Source organism: Nocardia sp. CA-135398 (assembly GCF_050955845.1).
Taxonomy (GTDB): Bacteria; Actinomycetota; Actinomycetes; order Mycobacteriales; family Mycobacteriaceae; genus Nocardia.
Map to the genome: position 1 here is coordinate 5,525,166 of NZ_CP192084.1, position 18,007 is coordinate 5,543,172.

The window sequence follows — 18,007 nt, forward strand, 5'->3', positions numbered from 1 at the left end:
GTTCCCGCTCGACGACCGGACGTTATGCGGCGGCGGAAGCACGCAGCTACCGATCGGCATGCAGAGTGGCGCATCCGCGCAGTTCACGGGCACCCACCGGAATTCCGGACCGGAATGCCGGTAGGTCCGAGCTGTTGCGGTAGCTTGTGCCGCGGAACACCGCGCATGCCGCAGGAGGGGAATGACTGCCATCAGGGGGATGGTCGCCGCGGTGCTCGTCGTCTTGGCAATGCCCGGCGTCGCGCGGGCCGAGGAACCGATCGATATCTTGCAGGCGGGCGCCGACGCCGGTGTCGCGAGTGGTTTTCCGGGGGTCATCGGACTGGTCCGCAACGGTTCCGAAACGCGCTACGTGCACGCGGGCTACGGCGAGCTGTCCACCCGCACCCCAGCCGACCCGAAGGCGCGGTTACGCATCGGCAGCTTCACGAAGGCGTTCGTCGCCGTGGTCCTGCTGCAGCTGGAAGCCGAACATCGACTGTCCCTCGACGACCCCATCGACCGCTGGATTCCCGGGGCGGTGCCCGACAGTGCGGGTATCACAGTTCGCCAGCTGCTCAACCACACCTCCGGGCTGCCGGAATACACCGACGATCCCAGGATCTCGCTGCCCTATCTCGCCGGGGTCGAGAGATGGCCCGCGTGGTCGCCCCAGGCGGAGGTCGACATCGCGCTGCAGCGGGGCCGGACCGGGGCGCCCGGCGCGGGGTTCTCCTATGCCAATACCAACTATGTTCTCGCGAGCATGGTGATCACCGCTGCAACAGGTCGACATACGGCGGACGAAGTCCGCGAACGCATCATCGAACCACTACAGCTGCGCGACACCAGCTTTCCGGTCACCGACCCGAACCCGCACGGCAACTGGCTGCACGGTTACACCTGGCAACGCGATATCTCGGTGGCCGATCCACAGATCTACGGCGCGGCGGGCGCGATGATCGCCACCCTGGACGACTTCGCCACCTTCACCCACGCGCTGTACTCCGGCCGACTGCTGCCACCCGCACAGCAGATCGAGCTGACCACCACCGTGCCGACACCCGATGCGGGCAATGGCTACGGACTCGGCGTCCTGCATGCGCAGGCGCCCTGCGGTCCGGTCTGGACCTACCTCGGCCGGACGCTCGGCTACGACAATCGGCTCGTCGCCAGCCCGGACGGCAGCCGCATCGTGCTGCTCACCGGCAACGAATTCCACTACCTGGCCGACAACGCCTCCGCCGCAAGGTTTCTCGACGATGCCGCCACCCGAGCCTTCTGCGCGCTGTGAGCACCCACCCCGCCGTCTCGGTAAGCTCCGTCGGCTGCCATCCCCTCCGATCAGCAGGGCGGACGATAGGCCATCCGCGGCACATGCGCCTGCCACACCTCACGGGTCAATACCGCGCGACCGACTTCGCAGATTCGTGCGATCGCGTGTTGCGGATCGAGATCCCACATGCTCATCACGCCGTTGCCGGTGCCGACCAGATAGCGGCCCGCCGGATCGAAGGCCAGCTGCCAGCTCGTCGTGCTCGGCACGGTGATCGAATGCCCGAGCGGTTTCGGATGCGCGCGGTCGCGGAAATCCCAGATCCGCACGGTCGAATCCGCGCTCGAGGTCGCCATGGTCGCGCTGTCGGGACTGAAATCGACGGAGAGGATATTCAATCCGTGCGTCGCGATCGGCTCGCCGAGTTCGCGCACCGCGGCGGGATCGGAAATATCCCAGGTCTGCAGGGTATCGGCCGCGAGACTGACCAGCGTCCTCTTGTCCGGCGTGACACCGATCCAGCCGAACGGTTTGGTCGGCTCGCTCGGAATCTCGCTCAGCACATGGGGTTCGGTCGGATTCGACAGATCCCAGAGCCGGATGACGTATCGATCCTGGCCGGTATCGGTCCGATCCAAGGACATGGTAGCCATCAGCTCATCGCCGACGCTGTACATGGCGAATGCGCCGCTGCCGGTGGCCAGCGGCATCCGGCGACCGAGCGGGACCGGATGGCCCCGGTCGGCCAGATCCCATACCTGGAACGACCAGGTCGCATCGTCGGCGATGGTCCACAGATATCGACCGCCCGGACTGAACATGGCGGCGAAGATCCCGGGCAGTTCCGCGATCGGGTGCGCATGCGCGGGATCGCTGACGTCGTGCAGAAGCACGCGCGGCGGCGAGCCGACCGTCGAGGCGGCCGTGCGCCCGTCTCGGCTCAGCGCGGCTCCCGCCGCGTACAGCTCGGTGGGACCGGGTCCGAGGTCGGCGAGTTTGCGCAATTGGGCGCGATCGCGCATATCCCACAGCACGACCCGGCCGTTGATCGCGCCGGTCACCATGGTGTCCTCGGTGCTGAATGCGGGCGGCACCGGCAACCAGCCGAGCCGCCCCGGCAGCACGGCGGGCGCCAGCGACCAGAGCCGCACCACCCCGAGCGCGCCCGCGGCCGCGACGGTATGGCCGTCCGGACCGAAGGCCAGCGAATTCTGCGCGTCCTGACAGACCAGCATGGTGCTGACCTCGGGACACGGTGACGACGATGCCAGCAGCGGTTCACCGAGCGGCCTCGGATTGGCGCGGTCGGCGATATTCCATACCGTGACGCCATTGCGGTTGCCTGTGGCAAGGGCGTCGCCGTCCGGGCTGAACGCGAGCGAGCGCACCGCCGAGTTGGCGGCCGCGAGCAGCGAACCGCGGTAAACGGGCCGGACCGGATCGGCGACATCCCATAGTCCGACGGTGGCATCGCCGGTATTCTCCGCCCATGGCGAATCGCCGCCACTGCCGACCGCAAGGGTCGCACCGTCCGGGCCGACCGCCACCGCCCGCACCGGCCGCACCGGAATCGGGATCGGCGCGCCCAGCGGTGCGGGGACATCCCCCATGGTCCAGAGTTGGATCGCATCGTCGTAGGCGACGGCGAGCCAGGATCCCTTGGGATGGAACGATATCGATCGAATCTGTTGCGGAATCGGCAGCGGGGCACCGATTTTCGTCGGCGTCGCCGGGTTCTGGAGATTCCACAGCGTGACGCCGCGAGTGTTGTCGGCGGCAGCGAGCACCCGTCCGTTCGGGCCGAAGGCGACCAGCGACACACCCCCGGCGATCGGGGCCGCCGGGGCCGGGTGTCGCGGATCCTCGACATTCCACAGCCGTAATGCCTTGCCGCAGGCCGCCGCAAGTAGCTTGCCGTCGGGGCTGAATGTCACCGAGGTGGCGGCCGCGTCGCAGTTCAACGGAGTACCCAGCGACTGTGGCCCCGCGCGATCGGTGAGATCCCACAGCCGGACCGTGTGGTCCTCGCCCGCCGAGGCGAGCAGCGCGCCGCCCGGTTGGTATGCGACCTGGTCGACCGCGCCGATATGGCCGGACAGCGGGGTGGCCAGCGGCAGATTCTGGGTGCTCAGCAGTCGCGAATTCACGTCCGGGTTGTCGGGCTCGAGGCGATGGGCGACCAGGGCGAGCTGGGCCGACAGAGTGGGATCGGTCGTGCGCAGGCCCTCCGACTCGGCGAGCACCGCGGAGAGCAGCGCATTGTCGCGTTGTTCGTCCTTCAGCCTGACCTGGCCGTAGGCGGCGATGCCCAGGACGAGCACACCGACGCCGAGCAAAGCGAGCACGGCACGGGTCGCGGCGGCCCAGCGTCGTGACTTCGTTCGGGAAGTCTGTGCGGCGGTGAGGAATTCGGTCACCGTTGTGGTGGCCGGATGCCGGTCAGCGGCCTCTTTCGCGGTCGCGAGCCGGGTGCCGCGATAGAGCAGGGCCGGATCATTGCCCGAGGAAGACCAGTCCGCCGCATCGGCCTCCAGCCGTTGGCGCACCAGATAGCCGACGCGATCCTCCTCGATCCAGGCCCGCAGTCGGGGCCAGGCGCGCAGCACGATTTCGTGGGTGAAGTAGGCGCTGTCGGCATCGGAGGTGACCAGCCTGGCCCGGACCAGCGTTTCCAGCACCGCGTCGGCGGCATCGGAATCCACTGCGCGGGTGATCAATTCGGTGCGGGCTGCGCGACGTCTGGTGTCGTGACCGTCCGGGCCGACGCTGACCAGGCTCAGCAGCAGCGGTTTCGCCTCGATCCGCTGGCTGACGGTGAGTTCGTCCCAGGCCTGTTCGGCCGTCGCCGCCACCGAACCAGTAACCCCGCCCGCCTTGCGATAGCCCGCAACGGTCAGGCGTAGTCGTTCCCGATGTTCCCAGGTCGCCGCCATGACATGGGATAGCAGCGGCAGTGCGCCGGGATCGTAGCTGCGCCGGTTCCGATGGTCACCGAGGCCGCAGAGTTCGGTGACCACCAGTTCGACAAGGCCGGGTTCGAGTTCGAGTCCCGCCGCCGCGGCCGGGCCGGTAATGGCCTCGGACAGTTCGCTCGAGCGCATCGGGCCGAGGACATAACCCCGGTTGTTCAGCACGTCTTCAAGGATCGGAAAGTCGAGGCATGGGGCGTAGAAGTCGGCGCGCACCGCCAATACCACAGTGACCCAGCGATTTTCCCGTGGTGCTGCCAGATCCGCCAGCGCGGTCAGGAAATCCTCGCGCTCCTGCTCGTCCTGGCAGGCGGTGAACAGTTCCTCGAACTGGTCCACGATCAACAATCCGTATCTGCCGATCGCCCAGTCGTCGCCGACGACTTCGGTCAACGCTGTCCGTGGTAGCGCGCCGGGAGTGACAGTCGTTATCTGCCAATCCTTTTCGACCTTCCGTACCGCCGGGATCAACCCCGCGTGCAGTAGCGAGGATTTACCCGCACCCGACGCACCGACCAGGGCGACCATGCCGCCCCCTGGCTCATCGAGGGTGCTCAGCACCAATTCGGTGAAGTCGGTGGTGGCGCGGATGCGTCCGAAAAACCATGCGGCATCGACGGATTGATACGACGTCAGCCCCCGATAGGGACATACGGCGGTGGCCGGATCGTTCTCGGGTTTCCACGCGACGGCCGCTTGCCACAGCCGCCGCCACTCCGGTAGATCCACCAGTTCGCGCTGCGCGGGCGCGGCCGACTTCTTGGCCAGATCGATCAAGGTCAGCACGATCGGCAGCAGCGTCTCGAATTGCGCGGGGACATTGCGGCCCGAGCGCCAGTCGCTGATCCGCTGCAGCGATGCGGTACTGCCCTTGGCCGGTCCGCGGGTCGCCTTCATCCGTGCCTCGGCGGCGGTGGCCACCTGCCGCAGTTTCGGATTGCCCGCGGCTTCGAACAGGCTCATCAGACGTTGGGCGAAGACCGATCTCGGCGAAACACCCCTGCGTAGATCGGATTCCGATTCGACCGCGCCTACCACGAGCCCAATGATAAGCGGCGGCGAATCAGATCCGACCCACAAGATCAGTTTCGGGCACCATGGTCGGCATGGATCTACGCATCTTCACCGAACCGCAGCAGGGTGCGAGCTTCGACACGCTGCTGACCGTCGCCAAAGCCACCGAGGATCTGGGTTTCGACGCGTTCTTCCGCTCTGACCACTATCTGGCGATGGGAGGCAACGATGGCCTGCCCGGCCCGACCGATGCCTGGATCACCCTGGCCGGGCTGGCCAGGGAGACCAAGCGCATTCGGCTCGGCACGCTGGTAACGGCCGCCACCTTCCGGCTGCCCGGACCGCTGGCCATCCAGGTCGCCCAGGTGGATCAGATGTCCGGCGGCCGGGTCGAATTCGGACTGGGCAGCGGCTGGTTCGCCGAGGAACATGCCGCCTATGGCATCCCGTTTCCGCAGGACAAGTTCACCAGGTTCGAGGAGCAGCTGGCCATCATCACCGGCCTGTGGGCGACAAAGGTCGGCGATAAGTTCAGCTTCGACGGTGCACATTACGCGATCACGGACTCCCCCGCCCTGCCGAAGCCGGTGCAGGATCCGCTGCCGGTGCTGATCGGCGGCCACGGTGCGACGCGCACTCCGCGCCTGGCCGCCACCTACGCGACCGAATTCAATATGCCCTTCGGCTCGCTCGAGGACAGTGCCCGTCAGTTCGATCGTGTGCGCGCCGCCGCGCAGGCTCGCGGCCGCCGCCCCGACGATCTGATCTACTCCAATGCCCTGGTGGCCTGTGTCGGTGCCTCCGATGCCGAGGTGGCGCGCAGGGCCGCCGCCATCGGCCGTGAGGTCGAGGAACTGAAGACCAACGGGCTCGCGGGGTCCCCCGCCGAGGTCGTCGACAAGATCGCCCGCTACGCCGAAATCGGCGCTACCCGTCTCTATCTCCAGATCCTCGATCTCGACGATCTGGCGCATCTGGAACTCATTGCGGCCCAGGTTATGTCACAGCTGTAGATCGTCTGCGGTGGCGGATTCGTTGCGGGACAGGTTGATACCCAGATTCGCCGCCGCCCGATCGATATCGTCCTCGTCGGTGCCACCCATTTCGATGGCGGCGCCGTCGGAGGACAGCACCTCGACGTTGAGGCACAGCGACTGGAGCTCCTTCAGCAGCACCTTGAACGACTCCGGAATGCCCGGCTCCGGAATGTTCTCGCCTTTGACGATCGCCTCGTACACCTTGACCCGGCCCGCGATATCGTCGGATTTGATGGTGAGCAGCTCCTGCAGCGTGTAGGCGGCGCCGTAGGCCTGCATGGCCCAGCACTCCATTTCGCCGAAGCGCTGGCCACCGAACTGCGCCTTACCACCGAGCGGCTGCTGGGTGATCATCGAGTACGGACCGGTCGAACGGGCGTGGATCTTGTCGTCGACCAGGTGGTGCAGCTTCAGGATGTACATATAACCGACGGCCACCGGGTACGGGAACGGCTCACCGGAACGTCCGTCGAACAGCGTCGCCTTGCCGTCCGCGCCGACCATTACCTCGCCGTCGCGGTTGGGCAGCGTGCAACCGAGCAACCCGCTGAGCTCTTCCTCCCGGGCCCCATCGAAGACCGGGGTGGCGAGATTGCTGTCGGCGGGCGCGGCACGCATCTCCTCCGGCAGCGAACTCGCCCAGTCGGGTGTGCCCTGAATCTGCCAGCCCGCCTTGCCGATCCAGCCGAGATGGGTCTCCAGGATCTGGCCGATGTTCATACGACGCGGCACACCGTGACTGTTCAGGATGATGTCGACCGGGGTGCCGTCGGGCAGGAACGGCATGTCCTCGGTCGGCAGGATCTTGCCGATGACACCCTTGTTGCCGTGGCGACCGGCCAGTTTGTCGCCGTCCTGGATCTTGCGCTGCTGCGCCACATAGACGCGCACCAGTTCATTGACACCGGGCGGCAGATCGTCGTCGTCCTCGCGCGAGAACACCCGAATACCGATAACTTTGCCCGATTGCCCATGTGGCACCTTCAGCGAGGTGTCGCGAACTTCGCGCGCCTTCTCACCGAAGATCGCCCGCAGCAATCGTTCCTCCGGGGTCAGCTCGGTCTCACCCTTGGGCGTGACCTTGCCGACCAGAATGTCGCCGTGTCGCACCTCCGCGCCGACGCGGATGATGCCGCGCTCGTCGAGATCGGCGAGCACTTCGTCGGAGATATTCGGGATGTCCCGGGTGATCTCCTCGGCGCCGAGCTTGGTGTCGCGGGCATCGACTTCGTGCTCCTCGATGTGGATCGAGGTGAGCACATCCTGTTCGACGATGCGCTGCGACAGGATGATCGCGTCCTCGTAGTTGTGGCCCTCCCACGGCATGATCGCGACCAGCAGGTTCTTGCCGAGCGCCATCTCACCGTTCTCGGTGCACGGGCCATCGGCCAGTACTTGTCCGGACTCGACCCGCTGTCCCTCGTCCACGATCGGGCGTTGATTGACGCAATTGCCTTGATTCGAGCGGGCGAACTTGCGTAACCGGTAGCTCTTGCGGGTGCCGTCGTCGGCCATGACGGTGATGAAGTCCCCCGAAACCTCCTCGACCACACCGGCTTTCGCATTGACGACCATATCGCCCGAATCGACGGCGGCCCGAAACTCCATACCCGTGCCGACGATCGGCGCCTCGGAGCGGATCAGCGGCACGGCTTGGCGCTGCATATTCGCACCCATGAGGGCACGGTTGGCGTCGTCGTGCTCGAGGAACGGAATCATCGCGGTCGCGACCGAAACCATCTGGCGCGGTGAAACATCCATGTAGTCGATCTCATCGGCGGGAACCGATTCGACCTCCTCGCCGAGGCGGCGGGCCAGGACCTTGTCCGCCAGCAGATATCCGTCCGCGTCGATCAGCGAATTGGCCTGCGCACGCACATACCGTTCCTCTTCGTCCGCGGTGAGGTACTCGACCTCATCAGTGACCCTGCCGTCGACCACCTTGCGGTACGGCGTCTCGATGAAGCCGAACGGATTGACCCGCGCGTACACCGACATGTAGCCGATCAGGCCGATATTCGGGCCCTCCGGGGTCTCGATCGGGCACATCCGGCCGTAGTGACTGTGGTGCACATCGCGCAGTTCGAGGCTGGCCCGTTCCCGGGACAGACCGCCGGGGCCCAGCGCCGAGAGGCGCCGCTTATTGGTCAGACCCGACAGCGGATTGTTCTGGTCCATGAATACCGACAGCTGCGAAGTGCCGAAGAACTCCCTGATCGACGCGGTGACCGGACGGATATTGATCAGCGTCTGCGGGGTGATGGCCTCGACGTCCTGGGTGGTCATCCGCTCGCGGACCACCCGCTCCATCCGCGACATGCCGACCCGGATCTGGTTCTGGATCAGCTCGCCGACACGGCGCAGGCGACGGTTACCGAAATGGTCGATGTCATCGACCTCGACCCGAACTTCGACACCACCGGGCGCCGTCATGGTTTTTTCGCCCGCGTGCAGCCGCACCAGGTACTCGATGATCGCGATGAGATCCTCCTCGGTCAGCACCTGGTCCGTGGTTGTGCTGATGCCGAGCTTCTTGTTCATCTTGTAGCGACCAACGCGCGCCAGGTCATAGCGCTTCTCCTTGAAGAACAGGTTCTCCAGCAGCGCTTGCGCGGACTCCTTGGTCGGCGGCTCGCCCGGACGCAGCTTGCGATAGACATCGAGCAACGCGTCGTCGGTGCCGACCGTATGGTCCTTCTCCAGGGTCGACATCATGACCTCGGAGAAACCGAAACGCTGGGTGATCTGCTCGGAACTCCAGCCGAGCGCCTTGAGGAAGACCGTCACGGGTTGACGACGCTTGCGGTCGATGCGCACACCGACGGTGTCGCGCTTATCGACATCGAACTCCAGCCAGGCGCCGCGCGACGGAATAACCCGCACCCCGTGCAGATCCTTCTCCGTGCCCTTGTCGACCGTGTGATCGAAATAGACGCCCGGCGAACGCACCAGCTGCGAAACAACCACGCGCTCGGTGCCGTTGATGATGAACGTGCCCTTATCGGTCATCATCGGGAAATCACCCATGAAGACCGTCTGGCTCTTGATCTCACCGGTGTTGTTGTTGATGAACTCGGCGGTCACGAACAACGGCGCCGCGTAGGTCATGTCCTTGTCTTTGCACTCGTCGATGGAGGCCTTGACCTCCTCGAAACGAGGATCCGAGAAAGAAAGGGACATCGACCCGGAGAAGTCCTCGATCGGCGAGAGCTCCTCGAGCACCTCCTGCAGTCCGCCCGTCGAATCACCCACGCCGAGCTCGGCGGCGCGGGCCTCCCATGCCGGGCCACCGATCAGCCAGGCAAACGAATCGGTCTGCACGTCGAGCAGGCCGGGAACCTCCAGGGGCTCCCGGATCCTGGCGAAGGAAATCCGCTGCGGTGCACCGACCGTCCGGCTCGATTCTGACAAGGTGCGTCCTTCCCCTCACGCAATGCGCGAACATCGCTTGTCTACTGACGAATTCCGCCCCGGCCACGCACCCGAACGAAACTCGCGCACCACGAAGGAAACATCACCACAGCGGATGATGTTTACAACGATTGGTTCGTGAGGTGGACGGGAGGCAACCAGCGCAACGTCCAAAATTACACGCGCACTCGCAGAATGTCGAGTGCGGAATCAGAATAGGAGCCAATGTTTTTGAGCCATGTCAAGCCCACGCCGAATTGCTTCCCATTTATAGAATAACTTGCGGATCCGGCCTACGTCAAGCTGTTCGGCACATTTCAGGCGACGGGCCGGTTCGTCGGCAGATTGATGAAGCTCGGCGCATCCGGATCGAGCTGCAGGTATTGCGGCTTGAGTTCGGTGGCGTTGAGCATCGGCCGAAAAGCCAACGCCTTCGGCACGTTTCCGGCGAACACATCCACCCGCAGCCGGTGGCCGGGCAACAAGAGGGCCTGCGTCGGGATGACCGCGATATCCAGCGTCACGGGCTTTCCCGGCACGACGGGCAGCATGCTCTCCAGGGTGATCGGGTTGTACGGCGCGGTGTAATCGCCGCTCGCCGAGCGCATGCTGCGCGCTTCGTCCACCGCGCGCAGCGACGCGGTGAGCTGGCCGGTGGTCAATACGGTGGACGTGCCGTCGGGCGAGACATCGTTGACGGTGACGTCCCAATAGCCGTCCGCCGCGTCGTGCACCACATTGAGGTGCACATTGATCGGCCCGGACAGCACCGTCGGCTCACTCATCTCCGCGCTGGTGAAGGTCAGCCCGTTGCCTTCGGCGACCCGAGAATCCTTGGCGCAGATATCGAATGGCGCGGCCAAACCGGCGGAGCCCTGCGCGGTATCGCGTGAGCACGCCATGGTCACCCCGGGCGACACCTGCAGGGCGATGCGCTCCTTCGGCTTCGTCGCGGCCAGTGATCCGTCGTGCACCGCATGCTCGGCGGTATCGCTCGACGCCGAGGACAGGTAGACCCGGCGATGTGTGACACCGCGTTCCGGGAACTGACCCAAGGTTTTCCAGCCCGAGCCCTGCTCCCACAGCGTGATCGGGCCGAAGTCGCCGATCCCGTTGTCGATCCCCTTGAGCCACTTGTCGAACCACACCCGCTGCAGCACGTCCAGCCGCGGCGGCGCACCGGCGGCACCTGTACCGGCACCCGGATTCGCATGGTAGGTATCACCGATCAGCAACTGCTTCTTGGCCTGCGGCAGCGGGATGACGTTGTAGAGTTTGGCCGCGCTGTTGGCGAAGATGTCATGCCAGCCGCCGTACATGAAGGTGGGCACCGTGATTCGATCCGGATGCCCCAGAATCCCCTGCCGGAACTCACTGTTGTCGTCGAGTGCGGCGGCCAGTGCCGTCGGTACCCGGTCCAGCGACGGGGTGAGCAGCGCCTGGGCCAACAGATCGGAATTGGTTGTCGGATCGGCCATCCTGGACTGCAGCCATTTCCAGTCGAAGGTGCCGTTGAGCATCGACTGCACGTCGGGAATCAGCTTCGACTGATTCACATTGCTCAACCACAGCGGCAGGAAGGTCGTGCCGATACCGCCACCGGGTGCGACGACATCCCGCATCAGATCGCTGCCCGCCTCCACCGGGAAGATGGCTTTCAGTGCGGCAGGGGCGTTTTCGGCCGCACGGAGTTGATTGATGCCCGCATAGGAGCCGCCACTCATACCGACAGTGCCGTTGGACCATGGCTGCTTGGCCGCCCAATCGATCACCTCGAGGGTGTCCAATTGTTCACGCTTGCCGAGGGTGTTCCAGGTGCCCTGCGAGAAGCCGGTGCCACGGACGTCCGCGACCACCAATGTGTAGCCGCTGCGGATGAGATTCCGGTCGATGCCGAGCACGGTCTGGATCATGCCGCCGTCGAGTGCGTGCATCAGCTCGCCGAATCCGCTGATCGGCGTGCCGGACAGATTGAGGCGCCGGACCATATCCATGGTGAACGGGCGCAGTCCGGGCGCGGCGAATGCCGAATCGACCAGGTTGCTCATGAGTTTGGTGTAGGGCGTGAGGTTCACGATCGTCGGCAACGGCTTGCTGACCACCGTATTCGTCGCATCGACGGGCCGATACACATTCGCCTTGAGTATGACGCCATCGCTCATGCGAATCGGGACATCCCAGTCGATGTGCACATCGGGGTACTCCTGCGGACCGTCGTGCATAGCGGTCCACCGCTCGCCGAGGGCGGTATCGATGCTTTGCTCAGCGGTCGCGGACCCACCGCCACTCGAAGCGAGTGCCACCACGGCGGCGACCACGGTCGCCAGTCGAATCCAGCGCATAAGCGCAGGTGCCACTCCGTGCCCCGACAACCCGTGATCCCTTCTCGACTGGTACGCAGCATGTAGACAAGATCGCCCGATCGACGCGCGACGACCATAGCAACCTATTGGCGAATATCCCGTTAGCTACGGTCCGTTCGGTTCGGCGGATTCGCCCGCAGACTCGCTGAAACCACCACGCGGCGTTATCGAACCGTGACGGATGTACCGCGCTCCGCCCCCACTGGTACACGCCACCGGCGTGCTGAACCGGTCGATGCGGCGAATTGCGTTATTTCGGCAATCCGAGACGATCCGCGATGCCGTCGAGCAGGCTGGTCAGCGTCCACTCGACGGGGTCGACGCCACCGGTGGGGGTGCGGGCGGAGATCCAGCGGGCGAAGGCCGGATAGCGGCCGTCGGCGAGGATTGGCGCCAGCATCGGTTGTGCGGCGGCGGCCAATTCGTCCTCGGTGTGCAGTCCTGAGCGGGCCCGCATGCGATTCTCCTCGGCGAGTTGCAGTGCGGCGCCGATGAGATGGCCGTCGACGGCGGCGGTGATCAGCGTCATATCGTCGGCGGCGATATCGAGGGGCTCCAAGAGGGCGAAGCGGAAATCGAAGTAGCGCAAGGCATTCGGCCCGAGCGGCGGTCGAGTGTGCACGAGTTCACCGAACCAGAGGTGGCGCTGGATCACCGACCAGGTGGCCAGCGAAAGCTCTTCGAGTGCGGTGCGCCAATGGCCCGAAGGTGTTGCGGGCAGCGGAATCTCACCGTAGACGGTGTCGATCATCAGGTCGACCAGACCGTCCTTGCTGCCGACATAGCGATACAGCGACATCGGCGTGGACGCACCGACCGCCGTGGCGATCCGCCGCATGGTCAGCGCCCGCGCGCCCTCGGCATCGGCCACGGTCAATGCCGCACGCAGGATGCTGGCCCGGCTCAGCGTCGTGGTCGGTCGGCCCGGCGGTTCCGGAAGCGACCAGATCAACGGTCCGGGCGGCGACGGATCCTCCCGCATTGCCACCTCCTTGCCCGGCATTCAACCATTCGTGTACAACGTACACATGATGTACAAAGTACACGAACCTCGTGTTCTCATTGTCGGCGGCGGCTTGGTCGGACTGTCGGCCGCGCTGTTCCTGCGTCGACAGGGCGTGGCAACGGTGCTGGTCGAACGAAGGGCGACCACCTCACCGCAACCCAAGGCCCGGCGCATCAATATCCGGACCATGGAGTTGTTCGGACAACTCGGCATTGCCGAGGAGGTTCTGGACGCGGCCCGCGACCTAGCCGAGTACCAGCACTTCGCCGCCGGTCCGACGCTCGCGCAAGCCGAACGGATCCCCTTCACACTGCCCGGCGGGGTGCCCGACTGGTCGACCATCACCCCGGCCACGGCCTGCCTATGCGCCCAGGATCTGCTGGAGCCGGTGTTGCGGCGCATCGCCGTGGCCCGCGGCTGCGATGTACGTTTCGGCGTCGAGCTCACCGACTTCGCCGACGAGACCGATGGCATCACCGCCACGATCCGCGCCGCCGATGGCACTGTCGAGCGGTTGCGGGCGGACTATCTGATCGCCGCCGACGGCGCGTCGAGTCCGATCCGCGAGCGGCTCGACATTCCGCGCGATGGCCGTGGCACGCTCGGCCGAGCGGTCAACGTCTACTTCCGCGCCGATCTCGCCGAGTTGGCGCGCGGCCGCGAATTCAACCTCTGCCAGATCGAGAATGCCGACGCGCCAGGAGCTTTCGCCTCCATCGACGGGTCACAGCGCTGGATATTCACCACCACCGCGGGAATCGACCGTCCCATGGACGAGTGGCCGAATGTCTTGCGAACGGCCATCGGCGTTCCCGATATTCCGATCGAGCTGATCAGCGTATTGCCTTGGGAGCCGGGGATGTTCGTCGCCGAGCAATACCGTGCTGGCCGCGTCTTCCTGGCCGGTGACGCCGCTCATGTCATGCCGCCCTTCGCCGCCGCGGGCGCGAATACCGGCATCGAGGACGCGCACAATCTCGCCTGGAAGTTGGCGGCCGTACTCCGCGGCGAGGCCGATCCGGCATTGCTGGACACCTACCACACCGAACGCCGCCCGGTCGGCTGGTATATCGCCGACCAGTCGAGCATCCGAACCGCCGACCTGCGCACCATGATGCGCGAATCCACCGACGCCACACCACTGGCCGATCCGATCGCTCTCATCCTGGGCAATCGCTACCGTGCGGGCGCGCTCATCGACGACGGCAGCCCGCACACCATGGCGCATCTCGACCTCACCGGCCAACCCGGCACCCGACTGCCGCATCGCCGACTGCCCGACGGGCGTTCCACACTCGACCTCATCGAAACGTCCTGTGCCCTCCTGGTCGGCCCAGCAGGCACCGCCTGGAAAGCCGACCTACCGCTGGAAATCCACGAGCTCGACCAGGATTGGCCGGATACCGTCGGCCTCTCCCCTACCGGCGCGCTGCTCGTGCGCCCCGATCAGATCATCGCCTGGCGCATGCCGAGCCTGCCGAGCGATCCGGCCGCCGAACTGCACGCGGCCCTGGAACGCATCATGCGATGACATTATTTCGGCGGCGTCCCGATCGTCTGGACTTGCTTTCCATCCCAATGGAATTGGACCGGCGTCGGCGTACCGTCCGGGCAGGCATTGCAGCTGCCGGGCGTCTTGTAGACAACGCCGACGGTGTCATCGGTCGTGCGCCCCGGATCCAGCGAAGTGAACCCGAGACTCTCGTGCGTGCCGGTACCGACGAATTCGCCCTTGTGGAACAACAGCACTTGGTTCGGTGAACTGCCGGTCGCGCCCTGGACCGTGATGATCACGGTCGACAGCGTGACGCACGGATCGTAGGTGCCCTCGAATCCGGCCGGATCGGTCGACCACGGCACCTTGGTAATCGGATCGACGGGCAGCGTCGCGATCGCGGAAACGATCACCGGCGCGGTCAGGTCGACGCCGCATTTCGCCGCAGGCGATGTGGTCGCCACCGTAGTAGTCGGTTCGAAATCGGTTATCCGGACGCTCTTATCACCCGAGCCACATCCGGTCACACAGGTCAGTCCGATACCGAGGGCGAGCAATACGAGCCGATAGGTCTGCATCGAGGGAAGGCCCCTTCAGGGTCGGACGGTTTCTCGATCGCGCTCCGGACACCATCATCGCATCGTCCGCGGCCGGGCTCCCACGGGTGGGGTCGCCGCCCGGGCGGTGAGTCGATAACGTCGATATCCGTCCGAGTCCTGATGAGGAGATCTGAATGGGTTCAACGATTTTCGCCGTGTTCCTACCGCTAGCCCTGGCGCTGGTGATGTTCGGACTCGGGTTGACCTTGACTGTCGACGATTTCGCGCGGGTGCTGCGCTATCCCAAGGCGGCGGTGGTCGCGCTGGTGTGCCAGATGATCGTGCTGCCCGCGATCTGCCTGGGTCTGGTCTATCTGTTCCGGCTCGAGGGTGCGCTGGCCGTCGGGGTGATGTTGCTCGTCGCGTCGCCGGGCGGCCCGTCGGCGAATCTGTTCAGCCATATCGCCGGTGGCAATGTGGCACTGAATATCACCCTGACCGCGATCAATTCGATTCTCGCCGTGTTCACCCTGCCGCTGGTGGTCACGCTGTCGTTTACGCTGTTCATGGACGATGACGCCGCGATCGGGCTGCGGCCGGACAAGTTCGCGCAGGTGTTCGCGATCGTGCTGGTCCCGGTCGCGGTGGGGATGTGGGTGCATCGCCGGTTCACCGACTGGGCCGAGCGAATGCGCAAGAACGTCAAGATCGTCTCGGCGGTGGTGCTGCTGCTGGTCGTGGCGGCGGCGGTGGGGCGCGAATTCGACACGCTCACCGAGAACATCGGTAAGCTCGCCACCCTCAGCCTGCTGCTGTCGACGCTGAGCTTCGTCATCGGCTACACCGTGCCGCGGTTGTTCCGGGTGCAGACCGATCAGGCGATCGCCTCGGCGATGGAAATCGGTATCCACAACGGCGCATTGGCCATCGCGGTCGCCTCCAGCGTGCTGCACAATTCGCAGATGGCGGTGCCGCCCGCGGTCTACGGGGTGCTGATGAATGTTCCGGCCGCCGTCGCCGCATACTTGTTGGCGCGACAGCTGCGCCGCGCGGCTCCCACACCGGTTCCGGCCGCCACCGGCTAGAGCAACCGAGCGCGGCCATGGGTAGCCTTTGCGTGTTCGACATCAGGTGAGAGGACCCCAGTTCGCGATGCGACCGCTCGGCACAGACGATCCCACGCGGATCGGGGACTACCGGCTACTCGGCCTGCTCGGTGCGGGCGGTATGGGTCGGGTGTACCTCGGGCGCAGCGCGGGTGGCCGCACCGTCGCGGTGAAGGTGATCCGGCCGGATCTGATCGGCAACGAGTTCCGGGAGCGGTTCCGGCGCGAGGTCACCGCGGCGCGGCGCGTCGGCGGGAAGTTCACCGCGCCGGTGCTCGACGCCGAGGTGGATTCGACGCCGCCGTGGCTGGCGACCGGCTATGTGGCCGGATTCTCGTTGACCGACGCGGTCGAGCAGTTCGGCACGTTCAGCGAGAACACGCTGCTGGTGCTCGCGCACGGTCTGGCCGAGGCATTGATCGCCGTGCACGGCGCCGGGATCGTGCATCGCGATCTGAAACCGTCCAATGTGCTGCTCGCCGTGGACGGTCCGAAGGTGATCGACTTCGGCATCGCGCGCGCCGCCGAGGACAGCGCGCTGACGACCACCGGAAATGTCATCGGCTCACCGGGATTCATGTGTCCGGAGCAGGTGGTCGGCCCGACCATGGGACCCGAGGGTGATATCTTCGCACTCGGCGGCGTACTCGTCTACGCCGCGACCGGGCAGGGGCCGTTCGGTTCCGGCGAGACGGTGCAGATGCTGTATCGGGTGGTGTACGAGGAGCCGCGGCTCGCGGCGGTGCCGGACCGGCTGCGGCCGCTCGTCGCGGCATGTCTGAACAAGGATGTCGCGGCGCGGCCGACACCGCAGCAGTTGCTCGATCAACTGGCCGAACTCGGGGTTCCCGAACGTGGCGGCTGGCTGCCCGCGCCGGTGCTCGAAGAGGTGAGTCGGCGGGCGGTTGCACTGCTCGATCTGGAATCCGGGCCGGTCGAGGCGATCGGGCCGGATCCGTCGCGGTCGGCGCCGACGATTTCGCGGGCGGTGCCGCAATCGAATTCGGGGCCGCACACACTGTCCCGCTCTGCGGCCGATACGGTGGCGTGGCAGTCCGGAAGTACCGCGTGGCAATCCGGACCGCCTGGGCCGCAAGGCAATTCGAGTCATGTGTACGCGCCGTATCCGGCTGCGCAGGATCGGTCGGGGCCGCAACCCGCCTACCACCACGCGCTGCCGAGGAGTCGTTCCCGTCGGCCCGCATTGATCGTCGCGGCCGTGGTGGTCGGTCTCATCGTCGCGGGCGGCGCATTCCTCATCGGGACGCAGCTGACCGACAAGTCCTCCGATTCCGCGGCGACGGTGAGCACTTCGGCGGTGGCCACCTCCGTCGCTCGCACCACCACTTCGACGACGCAGACCTCCGCGACGAGCACCTCGGCAGCGGCCACGGACTCCGTGATACCCGAAGCGTTCGTCGGCAAGTGGACCGGCACCGCTCGGGATGCGCTGGCCACCTTCGATATCGAATTGACCATCCACGACGGGAAAGTCGGCGAGGAGGTCGCCGCCTCGGCCAATACCGGCCAGGCATCGCGCAGCCGGTGCGAACGCGCCGAACGCCTGACGAATGCCACCGATACCCAACTCACCTTCGTGGCACGGCTCAGCGGCGGTGCGAGCGGGTGCATGGACGAAGGTTCGACCTCGAAGGTGACCCTGCAGCCGGACGGTTCGGTCACCTACAGCTTCAGCGGCGGATTCAGCGGTGTGCTCGGCGATATCACCGGCACTCTGCACAAGAGTTGACGTGCGAGGTTCGTCGGGCGCGCCTTCCGGCGCTCCCGACGCCGATCGTCCATCCTGTGGAC

General features: G+C 65.7%; 10 protein-coding genes. 5 read left to right on the forward strand and 5 right to left on the reverse strand.

Translation table 11 applies throughout. The features are described from left to right. Positions 1-181 precede the first annotated feature (181 nt). Positions 182-1,273 (forward strand): serine hydrolase domain-containing protein, encoded by a 1,092-nt coding sequence (locus ACQP1T_RS24085; protein ID WP_433755305.1) that lies wholly within the window; start codon positions 182-184, stop codon positions 1,271-1,273. 50 nt (positions 1,274-1,323) lie between these two features. Here ACQP1T_RS24085 and ACQP1T_RS24090 read toward each other — a convergent pair whose 3' ends face one another. Beyond that, positions 1,324-5,262: a hypothetical protein gene (locus tag ACQP1T_RS24090; RefSeq protein ID WP_433755306.1), complete on the reverse strand. Its 3,939-nt coding sequence runs from the start codon at positions 5,260-5,262 to the stop codon at positions 1,324-1,326. Between the two features lie 68 nt (positions 5,263-5,330). Here ACQP1T_RS24090 and ACQP1T_RS24095 point away from each other — a divergent pair, with 68 nt between their 5' ends. Beyond that, complete coding sequence (locus ACQP1T_RS24095; protein WP_433755307.1) at positions 5,331-6,251, forward strand: LLM class F420-dependent oxidoreductase; 921 nt, start codon at positions 5,331-5,333, stop codon at positions 6,249-6,251. On the opposite strand, the gene ACQP1T_RS24100 is transcribed toward ACQP1T_RS24095, so the two are convergent. The 3 genes from ACQP1T_RS24100 to ACQP1T_RS24110 all read right to left on the reverse strand — a co-directional run bounded on the left by ACQP1T_RS24100 (position 6,240) and on the right by ACQP1T_RS24110 (position 13,031). Next, a complete protein-coding gene (locus ACQP1T_RS24100) occupies positions 6,240-9,686 on the reverse strand; it encodes a DNA-directed RNA polymerase subunit beta (protein ID WP_433755308.1) in 3,447 nt (1,148 codons plus the stop codon). The two genes, ACQP1T_RS24095 and ACQP1T_RS24100, sit on opposite strands and share 12 nt — an antisense overlap. Positions 9,687-10,003: 317 nt before the next feature. Next, positions 10,004-12,028 (reverse strand): CocE/NonD family hydrolase, encoded by a 2,025-nt coding sequence (locus tag ACQP1T_RS24105; RefSeq protein ID WP_433755309.1) that lies wholly within the window; start codon positions 12,026-12,028, stop codon positions 10,004-10,006. A gap of 271 nt (positions 12,029-12,299) precedes the next feature. Beyond that, positions 12,300-13,031, reverse strand: a complete 732-nt coding sequence (locus tag ACQP1T_RS24110) for a TetR/AcrR family transcriptional regulator (protein ID WP_433755310.1) — start codon at positions 13,029-13,031, stop codon at positions 12,300-12,302. Between the two features lie 46 nt (positions 13,032-13,077). Between ACQP1T_RS24110 and ACQP1T_RS24115 the strand changes: the two genes are divergently transcribed. Continuing rightward, on the forward strand, positions 13,078-14,586 hold the full coding sequence (locus ACQP1T_RS24115; protein WP_433755311.1) for an FAD-dependent monooxygenase: 1,509 nt from the start codon (positions 13,078-13,080) through the stop codon (positions 14,584-14,586). A gap of 2 nt (positions 14,587-14,588) precedes the next feature. Here ACQP1T_RS24115 and ACQP1T_RS24120 read toward each other — a convergent pair whose 3' ends face one another. Next, positions 14,589-15,128, reverse strand: coding sequence for an LppP/LprE family lipoprotein (locus ACQP1T_RS24120; RefSeq protein ID WP_433755313.1), 540 nt, complete (start codon positions 15,126-15,128; stop codon positions 14,589-14,591). A 155-nt stretch (positions 15,129-15,283) separates the two neighbouring features. Between ACQP1T_RS24120 and ACQP1T_RS24125 the strand changes: the two genes are divergently transcribed. Together ACQP1T_RS24125 and ACQP1T_RS24130 are read left to right on the forward strand one after the other, a co-directional pair. After that, entirely contained in the window at positions 15,284-16,174 is an 891-nt protein-coding gene (locus ACQP1T_RS24125; RefSeq protein ID WP_433755314.1) for a bile acid:sodium symporter family protein, read from the forward strand. Positions 16,175-16,241: 67 nt separating this feature from the next. Continuing rightward, a complete protein-coding gene (locus tag ACQP1T_RS24130; protein WP_433755315.1) occupies positions 16,242-17,945 on the forward strand; it encodes a serine/threonine-protein kinase in 1,704 nt (567 codons plus the stop codon). Positions 17,946-18,007: the final 62 nt, after the last annotated feature.

What these genes read in the sequence shown, in the direction of transcription:
- ACQP1T_RS24110 (WP_433755310.1), bottom strand. Translation starts at nt 13,031, where the DNA reads ATGCGGGAGGATCCGTCGCCGCCCGGACCGTTGATCTGGTCGCTTCCG.
- ACQP1T_RS24130 (WP_433755315.1), top strand. Translation starts at nt 16,242, where the DNA reads ATGCGACCGCTCGGCACAGACGATCCCACGCGGATCGGGGACTACCGG.
- ACQP1T_RS24105 (WP_433755309.1), bottom strand. Translation starts at nt 12,028, where the DNA reads ATGCGCTGGATTCGACTGGCGACCGTGGTCGCCGCCGTGGTGGCACTC.
- ACQP1T_RS24095 (WP_433755307.1), top strand. Translation starts at nt 5,331, where the DNA reads ATGGATCTACGCATCTTCACCGAACCGCAGCAGGGTGCGAGCTTCGAC.
- ACQP1T_RS24125 (WP_433755314.1), top strand. Translation starts at nt 15,284, where the DNA reads ATGGGTTCAACGATTTTCGCCGTGTTCCTACCGCTAGCCCTGGCGCTG.
- ACQP1T_RS24085 (WP_433755305.1), top strand. Translation starts at nt 182, where the DNA reads ATGACTGCCATCAGGGGGATGGTCGCCGCGGTGCTCGTCGTCTTGGCA.
- ACQP1T_RS24115 (WP_433755311.1), top strand. Translation starts at nt 13,078, where the DNA reads ATGATGTACAAAGTACACGAACCTCGTGTTCTCATTGTCGGCGGCGGC.
- ACQP1T_RS24120 (WP_433755313.1), bottom strand. Translation starts at nt 15,128, where the DNA reads ATGCAGACCTATCGGCTCGTATTGCTCGCCCTCGGTATCGGACTGACC.